17 protein-coding genes are annotated in these 13,819 nt (G+C 62.0%); 4 read left to right on the forward strand and 13 right to left on the reverse strand.

Features of this window, described 5'->3' with window-relative positions; all coding sequences use genetic code 11:
* Positions 1–202: 202 nt before the first annotated feature.
* The 6 genes from ahcY to AC4PTT_RS01240 all read right to left on the reverse strand — a co-directional run bounded on the left by ahcY (position 203) and on the right by AC4PTT_RS01240 (position 5,715).
* Positions 203–1,603 (reverse strand): adenosylhomocysteinase, encoded by a 1,401-nt coding sequence (gene ahcY / locus AC4PTT_RS01215; RefSeq protein ID WP_206545555.1) that lies wholly within the window; start codon positions 1,601–1,603, stop codon positions 203–205.
* Positions 1,604–1,750: 147 nt separating this feature from the next.
* A complete protein-coding gene (locus tag AC4PTT_RS01220) occupies positions 1,751–2,071 on the reverse strand; it encodes an HPr family phosphocarrier protein (protein ID WP_236042166.1) in 321 nt (106 codons plus the stop codon).
* Positions 2,068–2,469, reverse strand: coding sequence for a PTS sugar transporter subunit IIA (locus AC4PTT_RS01225; protein ID WP_113153647.1), 402 nt, complete (start codon positions 2,467–2,469; stop codon positions 2,068–2,070). The genes AC4PTT_RS01220 and AC4PTT_RS01225 overlap by 4 nt, the downstream gene beginning before the upstream one ends.
* Before the next feature lie 256 nt (positions 2,470–2,725).
* Complete coding sequence (locus AC4PTT_RS01230) at positions 2,726–3,184, reverse strand: HPr kinase/phosphorylase (RefSeq protein WP_492161965.1); 459 nt, start codon at positions 3,182–3,184, stop codon at positions 2,726–2,728.
* Positions 3,185–3,190: 6 nt separating this feature from the next.
* Complete coding sequence (locus AC4PTT_RS01235) at positions 3,191–4,963, reverse strand: stimulus-sensing domain-containing protein (RefSeq protein ID WP_492161966.1); 1,773 nt, start codon at positions 4,961–4,963, stop codon at positions 3,191–3,193.
* Between the two features lie 50 nt (positions 4,964–5,013).
* Complete coding sequence (locus AC4PTT_RS01240) at positions 5,014–5,715, reverse strand: response regulator transcription factor (protein ID WP_113153645.1); 702 nt, start codon at positions 5,713–5,715, stop codon at positions 5,014–5,016.
* Between the two features lie 301 nt (positions 5,716–6,016).
* Here AC4PTT_RS01240 and AC4PTT_RS01245 point away from each other — a divergent pair, with 301 nt between their 5' ends.
* From AC4PTT_RS01245 to AC4PTT_RS01260, 4 genes are all read left to right on the forward strand, one after another.
* A complete protein-coding gene (locus tag AC4PTT_RS01245; RefSeq protein ID WP_113153644.1) occupies positions 6,017–7,627 on the forward strand; it encodes a phosphoenolpyruvate carboxykinase in 1,611 nt (536 codons plus the stop codon).
* 102 nt (positions 7,628–7,729) lie between these two features.
* Positions 7,730–8,164 (forward strand): alternative ribosome rescue aminoacyl-tRNA hydrolase ArfB, encoded by a 435-nt coding sequence (arfB, locus tag AC4PTT_RS01250; RefSeq protein WP_113153643.1) that lies wholly within the window; start codon positions 7,730–7,732, stop codon positions 8,162–8,164.
* A 115-nt stretch (positions 8,165–8,279) separates the two neighbouring features.
* Positions 8,280–8,735, forward strand: coding sequence for a peptidoglycan-binding protein LysM (lysM, locus tag AC4PTT_RS01255; RefSeq protein ID WP_206545557.1), 456 nt, complete (start codon positions 8,280–8,282; stop codon positions 8,733–8,735).
* A 305-nt stretch (positions 8,736–9,040) separates the two neighbouring features.
* The gene (locus tag AC4PTT_RS01260; protein ID WP_206553309.1) at positions 9,041–9,655 is read left to right on the forward strand and encodes an alpha-ketoglutarate-dependent dioxygenase AlkB family protein; all 615 of its coding nucleotides are present in this window, start codon (positions 9,041–9,043) and stop codon (positions 9,653–9,655) included.
* Here the strand turns inward: AC4PTT_RS01260 and coaA are convergent.
* The 7 genes from coaA to hisH all read right to left on the reverse strand — a co-directional run bounded on the left by coaA (position 9,642) and on the right by hisH (position 13,819).
* The gene (coaA, locus tag AC4PTT_RS01265; RefSeq protein WP_222510479.1) at positions 9,642–10,601 is read right to left on the reverse strand and encodes a type I pantothenate kinase; all 960 of its coding nucleotides are present in this window, start codon (positions 10,599–10,601) and stop codon (positions 9,642–9,644) included. The two genes, AC4PTT_RS01260 and coaA, sit on opposite strands and share 14 nt — an antisense overlap.
* Before the next feature lie 93 nt (positions 10,602–10,694).
* Complete coding sequence (locus AC4PTT_RS01270) at positions 10,695–11,015, reverse strand: phosphoribosyl-ATP diphosphatase (RefSeq protein ID WP_206545559.1); 321 nt, start codon at positions 11,013–11,015, stop codon at positions 10,695–10,697.
* Positions 11,012–11,812 (reverse strand): imidazole glycerol phosphate synthase subunit HisF, encoded by an 801-nt coding sequence (gene hisF, locus AC4PTT_RS01275; protein WP_206545560.1) that lies wholly within the window; start codon positions 11,810–11,812, stop codon positions 11,012–11,014. The genes AC4PTT_RS01270 and hisF overlap by 4 nt, the downstream gene beginning before the upstream one ends.
* Complete coding sequence (locus AC4PTT_RS01280) at positions 11,809–12,135, reverse strand: hypothetical protein (protein WP_206545561.1); 327 nt, start codon at positions 12,133–12,135, stop codon at positions 11,809–11,811. Before AC4PTT_RS01280 ends, hisF begins: the two co-directional genes overlap by 4 nt.
* Positions 12,132–12,866, reverse strand: coding sequence for a 1-(5-phosphoribosyl)-5-[(5-phosphoribosylamino)methylideneamino]imidazole-4-carboxamide isomerase (hisA, locus tag AC4PTT_RS01285; RefSeq protein ID WP_475085336.1), 735 nt, complete (start codon positions 12,864–12,866; stop codon positions 12,132–12,134). Before hisA ends, AC4PTT_RS01280 begins: the two co-directional genes overlap by 4 nt.
* Before the next feature lie 3 nt (positions 12,867–12,869).
* On the reverse strand, positions 12,870–13,169 hold the full coding sequence (locus AC4PTT_RS01290) for a DUF1330 domain-containing protein (RefSeq protein WP_206545563.1): 300 nt from the start codon (positions 13,167–13,169) through the stop codon (positions 12,870–12,872).
* Positions 13,169–13,819, reverse strand: a complete 651-nt coding sequence (gene hisH, locus AC4PTT_RS01295) for an imidazole glycerol phosphate synthase subunit HisH (RefSeq protein ID WP_206545564.1) — start codon at positions 13,817–13,819, stop codon at positions 13,169–13,171. Before hisH ends, AC4PTT_RS01290 begins: the two co-directional genes overlap by 1 nt.

The raw sequence follows: 13,819 nt of genomic DNA on the forward strand, positions 1-13,819 counted from the left end.
TCTTGATCCTTCTTCGCCGCATGGTGTGGCAAGACCGCCCCTTCCTTTCGCCAGGCCCACAGCCCGGAAGGTCAGCCGCCTCGCGAATCACAGCACTGTACCGCGTGAGCGAATCGTCGTGAAGAAGGACGGGCGACAAAAATAATCCCGGACCAAAAGTCAATGGTCCGGGATCAATATGTTGTGCTTTGGTTAACGCCGCTTAATAGCGGTAGTGCTCCGGCTTGAAGGGACCCTGCGGCGTCACACCGATGTAATCGGCCTGCTCATCCGACAGCGTGGTCAGCGAAGCGCCAAGCTTGTCGAGGTGCAGACGGGCAACCTTCTCGTCGAGATGCTTGGGCAGAACGTAGACTTCGTTCTTGTACTCCTCGCCGCGCACGAAGAGCTCGATCTGCGCCAGCACCTGGTTGGTGAAGGATGCCGACATCACGAAGCTCGGGTGACCCGTAGCATTGCCGAGGTTCAACAGACGGCCTTCCGACAGCAGGATCATCCGCTTGTCATCCGGGAAGGTGATCATGTCGACCTGCGGCTTGATGTTCGTCCATTTGAGATTGCGCAGTGCTGCGATCTGAATCTCATTGTCGAAATGGCCGATATTGCCGACGATCGCCATGTCCTTCAGCTTGCGCATGTGATCGAGGGTGATGACGTCCTTGTTGCCGGTCGTGGTGATCACGATGTCGGCGGTCGGCGCGGCTTCGTCCAGCGTGACGACCTCGAAGCCGTCCATGGCGGCCTGCAGCGCGCAGATCGGGTCGACTTCCGTCACCTTCACGCGTGCGCCGGCGCCCGAAAGCGACTGCGCGGAGCCCTTGCCCACGTCACCATAGCCGCAGACCACGGCCACCTTGCCGGCCATCATCACGTCGGTTGCGCGGCGAATGCCGTCGACCAGCGATTCCTTGCAGCCATACTTGTTGTCGAACTTCGACTTGGTCACGGAATCGTTGACGTTGATTGCCGGGAAGGGAAGGAGGCCCTTCTTCTGTAGCTGGTAGAGACGGTTCACACCGGTGGTCGTCTCTTCGGTCACGCCCTTGATGGCTTCCTTCTGGCGCGTAAAGAAGCCCGGCGTTGCCGCCATGCGCTTCTTGATCTGCGCGAACAGAACTTCCTCTTCCTCGCTGCCCGGGTTGGACAGAACGTCCTCGCCGGCCTCGGCGCGCGCGCCGATGAGGATGTACATGGTGGCGTCGCCGCCATCATCGAGGATCATGTTGGAGGGCTCGCCATCCGTCCACTGGAAGATCTGGTCCGTGTAGGTCCAGTACTCTTCAAGCGTCTCGCCCTTGATGGCGAAGACCGGCGTGCCGCCTTCGGCGATGGCCGCAGCGGCGTGATCCTGGGTCGAGAAGATGTTGCACGATGCCCAGCGCACATCCGCGCCAAGCGCCTTCAGCGTCTCGATCAGAACAGCGGTCTGGATCGTCATGTGCAGCGAGCCGGAGATGCGCGCGCCCTTCAGCGGCTTTTCCTTGCCGAACTCTTCGCGGCAGGCCATCAGGCCCGGCATTTCCGTTTCGGCGATCTCGATTTCCTTGCGGCCCCAGTCGGCCAGCGAAATGTCGGCGACCACATAGTCCTTGTCAGCGCTCATTGGCGTACTCTCCGATTGTGATGAATCCGGGCGCCACAGGCGAACGGCCGGGCGCGAATGCTGGCTTTTGACTACCAGAACAATGCGGCGCTCACAATGGATATAAAGAAATCTTTATTCGTGCATGTCGACTGATAAGGCGCGGTCTCAGCATTCCTCGCCGAAACGGTCGGCGATCAGAGCCTCGAGCGCATCGAGAAGCGCTTCGGCTTCGGGACCACTGGCGCTGACCCGGATGCTGCAGCCGGGGCTGGCCGCCAGCATCATCAGGCCCATGATCGAGGTTCCGCCGACGGTGATCCCGTCCTTCTCGACCTCGACATCGGCATCGTGGGCTTCCACCGTCTGCACGAACTTGGCGGAAGCACGCGCATGCAGACCACGCTGATTGACGATGGTGAACTCGCGCCTGAGTTCCTCGGCGGCCGGTGCGCGAACCGGCATGTCGTTCGTCTGCGGCTCGCTCATTTTCCGCTCAGGACCTGGCTTGCGACATTGATGTATTTCCGCCCTGCGGTCTGCGCCTCTTCAAGCGCCTGCGCCATGTCGTCATTGGCGCGTGCGGAGGAAAGCTTGATCAGCATCGGAAGGTTCATGCCGGCAATCACCTCAACGCGGCCCGCATCCATGACCGAGATGGCCAGGTTCGACGGCGTTCCACCGAACATGTCGGTGAGGATGATCACGCCCGAGCCCGTATCGGCCCGCGCCACGGCGTCAACGATGTCGCGCCGCCGCTGCTCCATATCGTCTTCAGCGCCGATGGAGACTGTTTCAAGGTTTTCCTGATGACCCACCACATGCTCAACGGCGTGGCGGAATTCTTCGGCCAATTGGCCATGCGTCACCAATACGAGCCCAATCATCGGCACATCATCCGATTTCCTGGTTTGGCTTTCAAGGCTGCGCTCGAGGCTGTCACGCGTTCACTCCATCCAGCTGACTTTGCGGGCCTGCCCGCATATCCGGTTATTCTCATTTAGGCCTCGGTCCGCGATGGTCGACCCCTGAAGGCCCATCTCTGAAGACCAGACCCCAGACTGCCTCACGACAAGAGCGCTATCTTGTCAACGCACAGGCCGTTGACAAGCCCAAAACTGCGGCGAGTCGCCTAAATAAAGTTCAAACGGTGACTTGAGAGGGGCCAAAAGGCGGCAATTGAAGGGTTGCCGCGATGGCGTGAACGGCCCTTCGTGCCTGTCGTTGCGGCAATTCCACGCACGGAAGCGCGATGCCTTCATGGACCATTTGCTGCCCTTCGGAAAATCGCGGCGCGTCCTGTTCGTCGACAAGACGCACCACGAGATCCATCACGGCGGCCGGCATGTGCGCAAGCTTTGCAGGCCCGAGCCCGCGCGCTTCCGCCAGCCCGGCAATGGGTGCGGGCGTGCGCACGATCAGCCGGCCATTGCGGGCGGAGAGAAAAACCTGATCGTCTGAAATGAAGCAGGCAAACAGGCCCGCCGCCTTGAAAAAGGCCAGCGCCTCGAAGGCCAGCATGGTCTTGCCGCTGCCCGACGCGCCTTCGATCAGAATGCCGTGACCGGCGACGACGATGGCGGTGGCGTGGCGGTTGTGCATGGCGGATCAGGTCTCGGCAGGCAGCGCGACGATGAACCGTGCGCCCTGAATGTCGCCCGGTTTTGCGCCGGCAATGTTTTCCGCCGTCAGCGTGCCGCCATGGGCCTCCACGATCTGCCGGCTGATGGAAAGGCCAAGGCCGGAATTCTGGCCGAAAGCCTCGCCGGCTGGCCGATCCGTGTAGAACCGCTCGAAAATGCGGTCGATGTTCTCGACGCGAATGCCCGGCCCGTTGTCTTCAATGGAAAGGATGATGCGCTTGCCGACGCGCGCCAGGCGCACATCGATCCGCCCCGTTTTTTCCGGCACGAAGGAACGGGCGTTCTCGATCAGATTGGTGATGACCTGACCAAGCCGCAGATCGTGGCCCTGAATGTAATAGGTCGCGTCCGCGCCATCCCGCTCCTCGGTGGCGAAGGTAATCTCGACCGGCTTCTTGCTGGACCCGGCTTCACGGATCGCGCTCACCAGATCGCCGACGAACTGTTTCAGCTCCACCCGGCTCGCATCTTCGCGCGAGAGTTCCGCATCGAGCCGCGATGCATCCGAAATGTCGCTGATCAGCCGGTCGAGGCGGCGCACATCGTGCTGGATGATTTCCAGAAGACGCTCGCGCGAACGCTCATCCTTGGCGAGCGGCAGCGTTTCCACCGCGCTGCCGAGCGAAGTCAGCGGGTTTTTCAGCTCATGCGCCACATCGGCGGCAAAGCTCTCGATGGCGTCAATGCGCGCATAAAGCGCCTTGGTCATGTCGCGGAGCGCCGCGGAAAGATTGCCGATCTCATCCTGCCGATGCGAGAAATCCGGGATTTCCTCGCGCGACCGCGCGCCCCGGCGCACCCGCACCGCCGCTGCCGAAAGCCGGCGCAGCGGATTGGCGATGGTCGATGCCAGAAGCAGCGAGAGGATGGCCGTCACCAGCGCGGCAACGGCGAACACGCGCAGGATCGCCTTGCGCTCGGCTGCAACGATCTTGTCGATGTCGCCGCCCTGCGTCGACAGAAGAAGCACGCCGAGAACCGCCCGGAACCGCTGCACGGGCACGGCGACGGAAACGATCTGCTCGCCCTGTTCGCTGATCCGCACCACGTAATTGGTGGTGCCCGTCAGCGCCTTCATGACCTCCGGATAGGCAACGCCGCTGCCGCCGGGCTGCTCGCGATAGACCGGCAGGTCGCGGCGACGGAAGATCTCGCGCAGCCGCTGCCAGATGCTTTCGAACACGCCCGAGGGCTCGTCATCCACCGGCGGCAGCTCATACCGCAGCACCTGGCCAAGATATTGGGAATCGAGCAGCAGGTTCGCATCCGGGTCATAAATGCGCGCACGGGTGCGGGTCTGCGGAATGAGCCTTCGCAGGAGAGGGGCCACCCGCTCCGGATTGATCGGGAAGTCGAGGCTTTCCAGCTGATCGGCGCGCAGGGGCAGGCTCTGTCCGGCCTGCAGCTCAAGCAGCTTGTCGGGATCGACAAGGATCGAATCCGTTTCCACCTCTGCGGAACTTGCAATGGCGCCGGCGATGATCTCGCCCTGCGTCATCAGGCTTTCGACGCGCGCGCTGATCAGTTCCTCGCGGAACTCGTTCAGATAAAGAACGCCAACGACCAGAACGCCGAGGCCCGCCAGGTTGAGAAACAGAATGCGCCGGGTAAGACTGGAAAAGACATAGTGCCCGAAAAGACGGCGCAACGGCACGGCGAGCCGGCCAAGAAAGGCCGGGCCCGTCGGTCGCGCGGCCCTTGAAGGCCGCTGCTCCGTCTTTTCCGTCTTTACACTCATCGCCACTGTCTTGTCCGGGCGCACGCCACGCAGCCGAACTGGTGTTCAGCCTAAATCTCGCGGAAGCGGTAGCCCACGCCATACAGCGTTTCGATCATGTCGAACTCGCCGTCAACTGCCTTGAACTTCTTGCGAAGCCGCTTGATGTGGCTGTCGATCGTGCGGTCATCCACATAGACCTGCTCGTCATAGGCGGAATCCATCAGCGCATCGCGGCTTTTCACGACACCAGGCCGCTGCGCCAGCGAATGCAGAATCAGGAATTCCGTCACGGTCAGCGTCACCGGCTGCCCCTTCCAGGTGCAGGTGTGGCGCTCCTGGTCCATGACTAGCTGGCCACGCTCCAGCGATTCCGACTGCTTGCCGGGCGTCTTGGCCGCCGTTTCCCGCGTGCTGGCGCGGCGCAGGACAGCGCGCACCCGCTCCACCAGAAGACGCTGCGAAAACGGTTTGCGCACGAAATCGTCGGCCCCCATCTTCAGGCCGAAGAGCTCATCGATCTCGTCGTCCTTGGAGGTGAGGAAGATAACCGGCACGTCGCTCTTCTGGCGCAGGCGCCGCAGAAGCTCCATACCGTCCATGCGCGGCATCTTGATGTCGAGGATCGCAAGGTTCGGCGGACGCGCACCCAGCCCCTCAAGCGCCGAAACGCCATCGGTGTAGGTCTCCACACGGTATCCCTCAGACTCCAGCGCTATGGAGACGGATGTGAGAATGTTGCGATCGTCATCGACAAGCGCGATTGTTGCCATGTCTAGCGGCTCCCTCATGGGCATATCGTCCCTATCTGCATCAATCGGCTGCGCAGATGCAGGACAAATTGGGTACAAAATGTGGCATATAAAGAAGTCTGTGTCACACCGACACGGCTATGCGCCATCACACTCCCCTTCGGAACTGTGCATATATCGGTCGAATCACGCGGTTTTTAAACGATTTAAACGATTTTAAAATCTTTAAATCGATTAATGGTTTGAAATCCCTCGATTATTTGTGTTTTCAGCTTGGATCGCCTGCGGAGACAGGCATCTCAAGGGATTTTTGGTGGTTACGATGAACGAAACCGGCACGCGCAACCCGGCTTGCGGGATTGAGAGCAATGGTCTGAAAACGACGGGAAACGTCTATTACAACTTTCAGGCCGCTGCCCTCTATGAGGAGGCGCTGCGTCGCGGTGAGGCACGGCTTTCCGCCGATGGCGCGCTCGTTGCCGAGACCGGCCAGCACACCGGCCGTTCCGCCAAGGACAAGTTCGTCGTTCGCACCGCCGACACCGAAGACGCCGTGTGGTGGGACAACAACAAGCCCATCTCGCCGGAGCATTTCGAAGCGCTCTATGCCGATTTCGTGAAGCAGGCGGCCGACCGCGACCTGTTCGTGCAGGATCTCGTCGGCGGCGCCGACCCGGAAAACAGCCTGCCGGTGCGCGTTGTTACGGAATATGCATGGCATTCCATGTTTATCCGTAACCTGCTCCTGCGTCCGGAAGTCGAGGCGCTCGACGCTTTCGTTCCGCAGATGACGATCATCGACCTGCCGTCCTTCCGCGCCGATCCCGAGCGCCATGGCTGCCGCACCGAGACGGTCATCGCCGTGGATCTGACCCGCAACATCGTTCTGATCGGCGGCACCTCCTATGCCGGCGAGATGAAGAAGTCGGTCTTCACCGCGCTCAACTACATCCTGCCCGCCAAGGGCGTGATGCCGATGCACTGCTCGGCCAATGTCGGCCCCGATGGCGACGCCGCCGTCTTCTTCGGCCTGTCGGGCACCGGCAAGACCACGCTTTCGGCTGATCCGTCGCGCACGCTTATCGGCGACGACGAGCATGGCTGGGGCGAGACCGGTCTCTTCAACTTCGAAGGCGGCTGCTACGCCAAGACGATCCGTCTGTCGGAAGAGGCCGAGCCGGAAATCTTCGCCACCACCCGCCGTTTCGGCACGGTGCTGGAGAACGTTGTCCTCGATGACCAGCGCCGCCCCGACTTCGACGATGGCAGCCTGACCGAGAACACGCGCTGCGCCTATCCGCTGCACTTCATCCCGAATGCCAGCGAAACGGGCCGCAGCGGCCATCCCAACAACATCATCATGCTGACGGCGGATGCCTTCGGCGTGCTGCCGCCCATTGCCAAGCTGACCCCGGCGCAGGCCATGTACCACTTCCTGTCCGGTTACACCGCAAAGGTGGCCGGCACGGAAAAGGGCGTTACCGAACCGGAAGCAACCTTCTCCACCTGCTTCGGCGCTCCCTTCATGCCGCGCCATCCTTCGGAATACGGCAACCTGCTGCGCGATCTGATCGCCCGTCACGGTGTGGATTGCTGGCTGGTCAACACCGGCTGGACCGGCGGTGCCTACGGCGTCGGCAACCGCATGCCCATCAAGGTCACGCGCGGCCTGCTCAATGCAGCGCTCAGCGGCAAGCTGAACGATGCCGAGTTCCGCACCGATCCGCATTTCGGCTTCGCTGTGCCGGTCGACGTGCCGGGCATCGATTCCAGCCTGCTCGACCCCCGCTCGACCTGGGCCGACAAGGCAGCCTATGACGCGCAGGCCCGTCGTCTCGTTGGCATGTTCATCGACAATTTCGAGAAATTCGAAACCCATGTCGACGCCAGCGTGCGCGAGGCCGCACCGCATCCGGCGGAAGCCGCCGAGTAACGCGCAGACTTGCATCCCAGGACCTGAACGCGCATTTTCAGGGCCCGGCCATTTGGTCGGGCCCTTTGTTTTGATGCAAGAAAACACAACCGGACTGGCGCAATGGCCGAGGGCGACCTCAACATCAGAAATGGCGTAACCGTCTTCGAGGACGAATTGCAGGAACAGTTCATCCGTTCCTCCGGTCCCGGCGGTCAGAACGTCAACAAGGTGGCGACCGCCGTGCAGCTGCGCTTCAACGCGAGGAACGCGCGCGGCCTGCCGCAGCGCATTCGCGAAAAGGTTCTGGAGCTGGCGGGAAGCCGCGCCACGAAGGAAGGCGAGATCGTCATCGAGGCCGGACGCTACCGCACCCAGGAGATGAACCGCGCCGATGCGCGCGACCGGCTGACCGAACTTCTTACCCGCGCCGCCGAGCCACCGCCACGGCCGCGCAAGAAGACAAAGCCCACCCGCTCCGCCATCGAACGCCGCCTGAAAGCCAAGGCTGGCCGCTCCTCCATCAAGAAGATGCGCGGCAAGGTCAGCCACGACTAGAAGTTGCTGAAGATTCCGGGGCAAAATCGCCGCTTATTACCATTCAGTGTTTTACAGTTGAAATCTACAACCGTTACACGTCAAATATCCGCCAACTCAAACTGGAGACGTATCCATGGGCATTTTCGATTTCGTCAAATCCGTCGGCAAGAAGCTCGGCGTGGTGGACGAGGAGCCGCCGGCAGCAGACGAACTGAAGAAGGAACTCGATTCCCATAGCCTCGGCACCGACAAGGTCGACGTGGTCGTGGAAGGGGACAAGGTCGTTCTGAAGGGCGAGGTCGCAGACCAGTCGGCCTTCGAAAAGGCCGTCGTGGCCGTCGGCAACACGCTCGGCATTTCCAAGGTGGAAGCAGGCGAGCTCAAGGTTGCTGCCGCCGAAGCCAAGGCCCCGGTCTTCTACACGGTCCAGAAGGGCGACAATCTCTGGAAGATCGCCGAAGCCAATTACGGCAAGGGCAAGGGTGCGAAATACACCATGATCTTCGAGGCCAACAAGCCGATGCTCGATGACCCGGACAAGATCTACCCCGGCCAGGTTCTGCGCATTCCCGACCTCGCCGAGGCATAAGCGCCCCCGGCACGATCTGACAGGAACGGCGGCTTTCGGGTCGCCGTTTTCTTTTGTGTGGGTGTAAGTTTCCCGGGTGAGATTGCACGGGTACATGCCGTGTTCGGGCATGTGGCGCAAGCGTAGTGCGTGGTTCGACAAGCTCACCATGAGGGATGCAGTGCCTTGCAGAAAGGTCTGGTTTCGCGGCATCGCAAATGGGTTTTGCAGGCCTATACCCACCCTCATGGTGAGCTTGTCGAACCACGCACTACATCAATGCAGCGGCTCACCATGCACCGTGCTCGAGATGTAAGGAGACCCAATTGCCAACCCTCACCGAAGGCGTGCGCCATCTGCCGGGTTATCTCGACCGCACCGCCCAGGAAGCGCTTGTTGAAGACATTCGCGCCGTGGTGCGCGAGGCCCCGCTTTTCGTCCCGGTCATGCCGCGAACCGGCAGGGAAATGAGCGTGCGCATGACCAATTGCGGCCCGCTTGGCTGGGTCACCGACCGGGAGCGCGGCTATCGCTATCAGGAAACGCACCCCGTGACCGGAAAACCATGGCCGCCGATACCCGCGCGACTGCTCGCCCTGTGGGAGGAGGTGGCGGATTTCCCGGCTCCGCCGGAGGCCTGCCTCGTCAATCACTATGCCGAAACCGCGAAAATGGGCCTGCATCAGGATCGTGACGAACAGGAATTCGCCGCGCCCGTGGTCTCGGTTTCACTCGGTGATGCATGCCTCTTTCGCGTCGGCGGCGCAAAGCGCGGCGACAAGACCGTTTCGGTCAAGCTGCAAAGCGGCGATGTGGTGGTGCTGGGCGGGGCAGGGCGGCTCGCCTTTCACGGCGTCGACCGCATCTATCCCGGCACCTCGACGCTGCTCAGCGCACCGGGCCGCATCAACCTGACCCTGCGCCGCGTCACAGCTTCCTGAGCGCCACTTCGTCCGTCAGATGATCCGCACCCTTGCGCAGGATCAGATCGGCGCGCGGCCGCGTCGGCAGAATGTTCTCGCGCAGGTTCTTCAGGTTGATCGTCTCCCAGAGCTGCTCGGCAATGGCCAGCGCCGCGCTCGGCTTGAGCGCCGCATAGCGGTGGAAGAAGGATTCCGGGTTCTGGAAGGCCGTTTCGCGCAGCCGCATGAAGCGGTCCACATACCATTGATGGATCAGGTCTTCCGGCGCATCGATATAGATCGAGAAGTCGAAGAAGTCCGAAACCACCGGGATCGCGGTGCCATCCTGCGGCAAATCGCGGGTCTGCAGAACGTTGATGCCCTCGAAGATCAGGATGTCCGGGCGGTCAATCGTGCGGAACTCGCCGGGCAGCACGTCATAGGTAAGGTGCGAATAGAGCGGCGCCGGAACATTCGGCACACCGGCCTTGATCGCCGAGAGAAAGCGCAGAACCGCGCCAACATCGTAGCTTTCGGGAAAGCCCTTGCGCTCCATCAGGTTCTCGCGCCGCAGGACCTCGTTGGGATAGAGAAACCCGTCCGTTGTCACCAGGTCGACCTTCGGGCTCGACGGCCAGCGGGTCAGAAGCTCCTGGAGAACGCGCGCCGTGGTCGATTTTCCAACGGCCACCGAGCCGGCAATGCCGATGATGAAGGGGGATTTGACCACGTCTTCGGAGTTGAAGAAGACCTGCCTCTGGCGAAACAGAAGCTGGGTGGCCTCCACATGCGCCGAAAGGAGCCGCGACATGGACAGGTAGATCCGCCGCACCTCTTCCAGATCGACTGGATCGTTCAGCGAGCGCAGGCGCTGCACCTCGTCCTCGGTCAGCGTCAACGGCGTGTCGGCGCGGAACTTCGCCCACTTCTCGGCGGTGAAAATGCGATAGGGGGAGTAGTTCTCCCCAGAGACAAGCTGGTCCATGAAGTCCGCGGCCCCCTTCCTTGCCGCCATGGTTGTCTTATCGGTGTCGCCATCCATCATGCGATGGATGATGCCACCCAGGGCGGAAACGATCTATCCCTTTCGGGATGCCTTTTCCTCAATTCCGGTGCGCGCGGTGCGGCGCTCCAGTTCCGCCATCACCTCATCAACCGAAACGCCCTCCAGCGCCAGCACGACGAGCCAATGATAAAGGAGATCGGCGCTTTCGGAAATCAGGTCTTCGCGATCATGCGAAACGGCGGCGATCACCGCTTCCACGGCTTCTTCGCCAAGCTTCTGCGCAGCCTTCGGTGTACCCTTGGCAAACAGCTTTGCGGTCCACGAGTTCTCATCGCCCGAACGCGCGCGCTCGGCGATGATGGCTTCCAGACGGGTGAGGTCGAACTGGCTCATGCCTGCTCCGGGGTCTGCGCGGGATCGAGCCGCATGGGAATGCCGGCAGCCGCCATATGCGCCTTGGCCTCGCCGATCGTGTAAGTGCCGAAATGGAAGATCGACGCGGCCAGAACGGCGGTCGCATGTCCGTCGCGAACGCCTTCCACCAGATGATCCAGCGTGCCCACGCCACCGGATGCAATCACCGGCGCGCGCACGGCGTCGGCCACGGCGCGGGTCAGCGGAATGTTGTAGCCCGCCTTGGTGCCGTCGCGATCCATCGAGGTGAGCAGGATTTCACCGGCGCCGAGATCCACCACCTTGCGGGCGAACTCGACGGCGTCGATGCCCGTTTCCCTGCGCCCGCCATGGGTGAAGATTTCCCAGCGCAGCGGCTCGCCTTCGCCGGAAACCTGTTTGGCGTCGATGGCAACGACAATGCACTGATTGCCGAACTTGTCGGCGGCGCGCGCCACCAATTCGGGATCGTTCACCGCCGCCGTGTTGATCGACACCTTGTCCGCGCCGGCAAGCAGCAGCTTGCGGATGTCAGACACCTCGCGCACGCCACCGCCCACGGTGAGCGGCATGAAGCACTGCTCGGCCGTGCGCGCCACCACGTCGAAGATCGTTTCGCGGTTGTCGCTGGAAGCGGTGATGTCGAGGAAGCAGAGTTCGTCAGCACCGGCGGCGTCATAGGCCTTCGCGGCTTCCACCGGGTCGCCGGCGTCGATCAGGTCGACGAAGTTGACACCCTTGACGACGCGGCCGTCCTTCACATCGAGACAGGGGATGACGCGGGCTTTGAGTGTCATGCGAGGTTCGCCTTCTTGCGGGCCCGGATCACGGCGATCATCAACGCCACTGTCCAGGCGATTAGCGCGGCCATGCCGAAGGGCAGGCTTATCAGCCCCAGCCAGCCCATCACGAACATGGAATATAGCATGTCGCCCCGGTCTTCACCGGCGATCATGCAGGGATTGCTGTAGCCCTCGTGAACCGTGCAGCCATAAGTGCTGGCAAGGATGCTGGAGGCGACAACCGAAAGAACGGGCAGCGCCGCCAGAACGAGGATCACCACCAGAAGAACGATGAAGGTTCTCTTGGTGCCCCGGCTCAGGCGACCGTCAGCGCTCACGCAGCCTCTCCCTTAAGCACCTTCAGCGCCTCGGCGGGATCGATGCGGCCGTCATAGAGCGCGCGACCGGAGATCGCGCCTTCCAGCTTCGCCGCATCGGGCATGGTCATGCGCACTATGTCGGCAATGGAGGCAAGACCGCCCGAAGCGATCACGGGAATGGAAACGGCGTCGGCCAGTTCAATGGTCGATTCCCAGTTGATGCCGGTCAGAACGCCGTCACGGTCGATGTCCGTGTAGATGATGGCGGCCACGCCAGCGCCCTCGAAGCGACGCGCAAGCTCGATTGCCGAAAGATCCGAGGTCTCCGCCCAGCCTTCCACCGCAACCTTGCCGCCGCGCGCATCGATGCCGACGGCAATCTTGCCCGGAAACGCCTTGCAGGCCTCGATCACCAGAGCCGGATCGCGCACCGCAACCGTGCCGAGGATTACCCGCGACAGGCCCTTGTCGAGCCACGCCTCGATATGCTCCAGCGTGCGGATGCCGCCGCCCAGCTGCACCGGGTTCTTCGTCGCCTTGAGGATCGCCTCGACCGCATCGCCATTCACGCTTGCGCCGGCGAATGCGCCATTCAGATCGACCACATGCAGCCACGCGAAACCCTGTTCCTCAAAGGAGCGGGCCTGCGCGGCGGGATCGGTGTTGTAGACCGTCGCCTCGTCCATGTCGCCCAGCTTGAGCCGCACGCACTGGCCGTCTTTCAGGTCGATGGCGGGAAAAAGTATCATGTGTCAGACGCCCTCGATAATGCTGAGCTTCGCCGTTGAATAATCCCGCCGGATGCCCAGCGCGTGCTGGTATTCCGGCGAGTTGTAGCAGGCAAGCGCCTGCTCATAGGAACTGAATTCGATGATCACCTGCCGGTCGCCGGCAGGGCCTTCGGGCGCGGTATGCTGCCCGCCACGGGCGAGGAACTTCGCACCGTATTTCTCAAAAGCCTTCGCATTGGCTTCGATATACTTCTTGTACCCTTCCGGATCGGCGATATCGACCATCGCGATCCAGTAGCCTTTTTTGGTCGAAACCGTCATCAGGGCCTCCAGCGCAGGAAGTTTGCGATCAGGGCCAGGCCAAGCGCCTGGCTCTTTTCAGGGTGGAACTGCGTGCCCACCAGATTGTCCCGCGCAACGGCCGCCGTGATCGTCCCGCCATAGTCGGTGGTGGCCAGAATCTCGGCCTCATTGCGCGCCGCGAAATGATAGGAATGCACGAAATAGGCGTGCAAACCGTCCTCTCCGGTGGGGATTCCATCGAACAGGGGATGCGAATGTTTCACGTGAATCGTGTTCCATCCGATCTGCGGAATCTTCAATTCCGGGTCGGACGGGGTCATTTCCACCACGTCTCCGGCGATCCAGCCGAGCCCCTCGGTCACCGTCTTTTCAAGACCGCGCTCGCTCATCAGCTGCATACCGACACAGATGCCGAGGAACGGACGACCCTTTTCGAGCGCCACATCCGTGATCGCCTCGACCATGCCGGGCACCGCGCCGAGACCCTGCCGGCAATCGGCATAAGCGCCGACGCCTGGAAGCACGATCCGGTCTGCGGCGCGCACCGCATCCGCATCCGCCGTAACTGAAATCTCGGCCCCGATGCCGCTTTCGCGCGCGGCGCGCTCGAAGGCTTTCGCGGCCGAGCGCAGATTGCCCGAGCCGTAATCGATAATCGCAACCTTCAT

The organism is Nitratireductor sp. WH36-1 (assembly GCF_058725515.1).